Raw genomic sequence first — 3,984 nt, forward strand, 5'->3', positions numbered from 1 at the left:
ACAAATCAAAATATATAAAAATTATTTACTTTTTAACAAGAAAAACCGCCTCAGTTGTGAGACGGCTTCTTTGTTTTTTTAATGTCCGAAAATATCTTTCAGACTTACTTCTTTAAATGTTCCCATTTTATTGACAGCTTCCATATCAAGGTTCTCCTTTTTACCGATAATGGCCGTATTAAAATGTATTGATTGAACTTCCGTCTGGTAAAAATGTTCGATATCTTCAAACTTCAGGTTCTGGATCTGTCCATAGATGTCCTTTCTGAAATCATGATAGATGTTCAGTTTCTGTAGCCTTAAAGTATTGAAGAATATATTATTTCGGGTAACCCTTGTTGAGGCAATCTGTTTCAGCGCTGCATTTCTGGCGTTTTCAAACTGAATAGGTACTTCAGGAAGTTCGTTCATCAGTTCATTCAACGTATCTACAGCGATCATCAGTTTGTCAGGCTGAGTTCCGATATACGTTGTCACATAGTCCGGATGTTTCAGCTCAGAGTTTGCAGCATAAGAAACATAAGCAGAGTAAGCAAGACTTTTACTTTCACGCATCTCCTGGAAAACAATAGAAGATAATCCTCTTCCAAAATATTCATTGAAAACATTGATCTTTCCGAAATGAAGTGGATTCACCTCGTTTCCTTTTCCAATCTTACTCATTTCCATCTGAACCATATCATAGTTGATGAAATTCACATTTCCTCCCGTTGCTGGTTCCGGATATTGCTTAGCTTCCGGGATCTGAAGACTTTCAGGCTTGATATACTGACCAATGTATTCTTTAAAGTTTTCAAAATTTTTGCCATAGAAAAATGCCTGATAAGGATATTGGAAAAGCTTCTTCATTCTGTTGGTGAATACTTCAGAATTGCTGCTTTCAAGCTCTTCCTTAGAAATAACATCCGTAAAACGGGAGTTGCTGCCCAGCTTCGTGTAATTGTTGAGTGCCGTTATAATTCGGTTTTTATCTTTCTTAATGGCTTCACGGTTTTCCAGTACTGTGCCCACAAACTGATTGTAGATTTCCTGATCAGGTTGTACGTCATGCATCCAGTGCTGAAGAAGACCGATTCCCTTTTCTATATTTTCTTCTAATCCGCTTAAAGAAATAATAAGCTGGTTGTTCGTTGTTTTAAAATCATTGCTGATCCCGATTTTAAAGAATTCCTTTTTTAAATCTTCCGGTGAAAGCGTATCCGTTCCTAGATACTGCAGAAGCTGAGTTGAAATCCCTAAATCTCTGTCATTATCACTTCCAAAAGGAAAAATGAAATGCAGCTGAGCGATATCGTTATACTTATTCTTTACAAAGCTTAATTTCTTTCCGTTAAGCTGATCCGTGATGATTTCTTTCTGATAATCGATAAACTCGGGTTTAATATCCTCCGTTTTATCTGCCAGAATCTCTTTCAAAAATTCAGATTGTGTATCACGGTTGATCTTAACAGGAGTAATCCCAGGATTCTCAACCCTGATCAATTTGTCATTGACTCCTTTTTCTTTATTGACAACCACATAATTTTCTTTGAAAAAATCATTGGCAAAATTTACAACATCCTCTTTAGTGAAAGCGGCATATTCATCCATTTCATTCAGTTCCTCTTCCCAGGTTCTTCCTTTTATATAAGAATCATAAAGGTTAGTGGCCAGTCCTTCGGCAGTTTCAAGACCTTTCATTCTCTGAAGTTTGAAATCATTGATGATTGCCGGCAGCATCCAGTCCGGAAAATCTCCTTTCTTGATCAGCTCAATTTCATCCAGTACCATATTCTTGGCTTCCTCCAGAGTTTGTGTTTCCTTGGGAACAGCAACAATAGAAAAATATCCATATTGTCTTAACCCCACAGAAAAAGCCTGAGCCCAAAGCATTTTTTGAGTTTGATTGATATGCAGATCCAGTAATCCTGCTTCCCCTCGGTTGCTGAGGATATTCGCAACCACATCAGCCAGCATTGCTTCTCTTGTTCCATAGCTATCTGTTCTCCATGCAAGCTGAGCGCGTGGAGTAGTAGGACTTTTTACCGTTCTTGTTACAACTTTTGTAATAGGTTCTTCAATAACAGGTGTTTTTTTAGGAAGCTCCTTATAAGGTAAAGTCCCGAAATATTGATCGATTAACTGAATGGTCTCTTCAAAATCAAAATCCCCAACCAGTACCATGGCATAATTATTAGGAACATAATATTCATCAAAATACTTATGAATAGCCTTCATCGATGGATTCTTCAGGTGTTCCGGTTTTCCAAGTGTCGTTTGCTGTCCATTAGGATGAGTGGGGAAAAGAGCATCCATCAGTTCGTAGTTCACAAGTCTTGTGTCATTGTCCTGCGCTCTGTTGAACTCCTCGTATACCGATTCCAGCTCGGTATGAAAAAGACGAAGGACAATTTCAGAGAATCTTTCCTTTTCTATTTTCAGCCATTTTTCAAGTTCGTTATTCGGAATATTATTTTTGTAAACCGTTTCATCAAACCAGGTATGAGCATTGGTTCCACTCGCTCCCAGAGAAGAGATTGCTTTGTCATACTCATTGGCAATGGCATATTGACTCGCTTCCTGAGAAACTTCATCAATCTTTTTATAGATTTCTCTTTTCTTCTCAGAGTCCTGTTCTGCCTTATGCTCTTCATATAAAGATGAGATCTGATCAAGAAGTTCTTTTTCCTTTTCCCAGTTCTGAGTTCCGATGTGAGACGTTCCTTTAAACATCATATGTTCAAGGTAATGAGCCAAACCTGTATTATCAGAAGGGTCATTATTACTTCCTGTTCTTACAGGAATGAAAGTCTGTATTCTTGGAGCATCAAAATTCTGAGCAAGAAAAACCTTTAATCCATTTTTCAAAGTATAGATTCTGACGTTATTTTCGTCGTGGGTTACCGTAATATAGTCGTATTGGTTTTTATCTGTATGTACCGTTTCCTTATATTTTCTGTCTGTCATATATAAAACTCATTTCATTCCTTAGAAACCGGAATGCACTACAAATGTAAGGAATCAAAAAAAATGTAGACCTCTTTTTATCATTATTACATCTATTATTACAGTTGAGAAGGTGAATCATTCCAAAGAAACTGTTTCCCAATCCTGCATCCCATCATATATATACTCTCACTGCAATTTCATATTCCCATTCTTTAAAAGCACAATTTCCTATTTCTCACCAACTCTCTCATCCTCCCACCCTCAAACTCTATTGCACTCAAACTCTCAAACTCTCGAACTTTCTCAGAAGCTTCATCCTGCTATCCATTCATACTCCTCGCGCCAGCGCTCTCCCACGCTGTCACCCTGAGCGAAGCCGAAGGGTCTCCCACGCCCAAACCCATCCACCCTCCAACCCCAGCTGCGGGGTAACCATTACTATCAGGGCTAGGGGAGGAGTTGTAAATGATGAATTATAAATTATAAATGATGAATGATGAATGATGAATGGTGGTTTCCGGGTAGGAGAGTACAGTTGTTGGGGTTATTGTGTTACGGGTTTCGGGTTTCCCGGTAGAAAAGGAACATCGGTATTGAATTCTCATCTTGCTGATTTCTATGGAAACGGGTTATTGAGTATCAATCTCTATTCCTATTGTGTTATTCCTCAGGAATCCCAACTTCTTTACGAGAGTCTTAAAGGAATTAAAATGACCGTATAATGTCTAAGGCATTTTATCAGTTAGTATTAGCTAGTGTCATGCTGAGCAGAGTCGAAGCATCTTAATTAATTACGGGTATAGGAGTTAAATCTATAAATTCTATAAAATAGCGAGTGTAGAGATATACCGTTATTCCCCTTGTGTTATTCCTCAGGAATCCCAACTTCTTTACGAGAGTTTTAATAAAGGAAAGTAAAATGAGAGTATAATGTCTAAGGCTTTTTATCAGTTAGTATTAGCTAGTGTCATGCTGAGCAGAGTCGAAGCATTTTAATTACGGGTATAGGAGTTACATCTTATTACTTTATATTATATATACTATAAAAGCAAACAT

Annotated in this window: 2 protein-coding genes; one reads left to right on the top strand and one right to left on the bottom strand. The window is 37.7% G+C overall.

The features are described 5' to 3' along the window. Positions 1 to 78: 78 nt before the first annotated feature. The gene (locus NK356_RS23875) at positions 79 to 2,946 is read right to left on the bottom strand and encodes a pitrilysin family protein (protein ID WP_253318231.1); all 2,868 of its coding nucleotides are present in this window, start codon (positions 2,944 to 2,946) and stop codon (positions 79 to 81) included. 482 nt (positions 2,947 to 3,428) lie between these two features. Between NK356_RS23875 and NK356_RS23880 the strand changes: the two genes are divergently transcribed. After that, positions 3,429 to 3,650, top strand: a complete 222-nt coding sequence (locus NK356_RS23880; protein ID WP_253318232.1) for a hypothetical protein — start codon at positions 3,429 to 3,431, stop codon at positions 3,648 to 3,650. The last annotated feature ends 334 nt before the right edge of the window (positions 3,651 to 3,984 follow it).

Origin of the sequence: Chryseobacterium sp. S0630 (assembly GCF_024158915.1) — a bacterium.
Classification (GTDB): domain Bacteria; phylum Bacteroidota; class Bacteroidia; order Flavobacteriales; family Weeksellaceae; genus Chryseobacterium.

What these genes read in the sequence shown, in the direction of transcription:
- NK356_RS23880 (WP_253318232.1), top strand. Translation starts at nt 3,429, where the DNA reads ATGATGAATGGTGGTTTCCGGGTAGGAGAGTACAGTTGTTGGGGTTAT.
- NK356_RS23875 (WP_253318231.1), bottom strand. Translation starts at nt 2,946, where the DNA reads ATGACAGACAGAAAATATAAGGAAACGGTACATACAGATAAAAACCAA.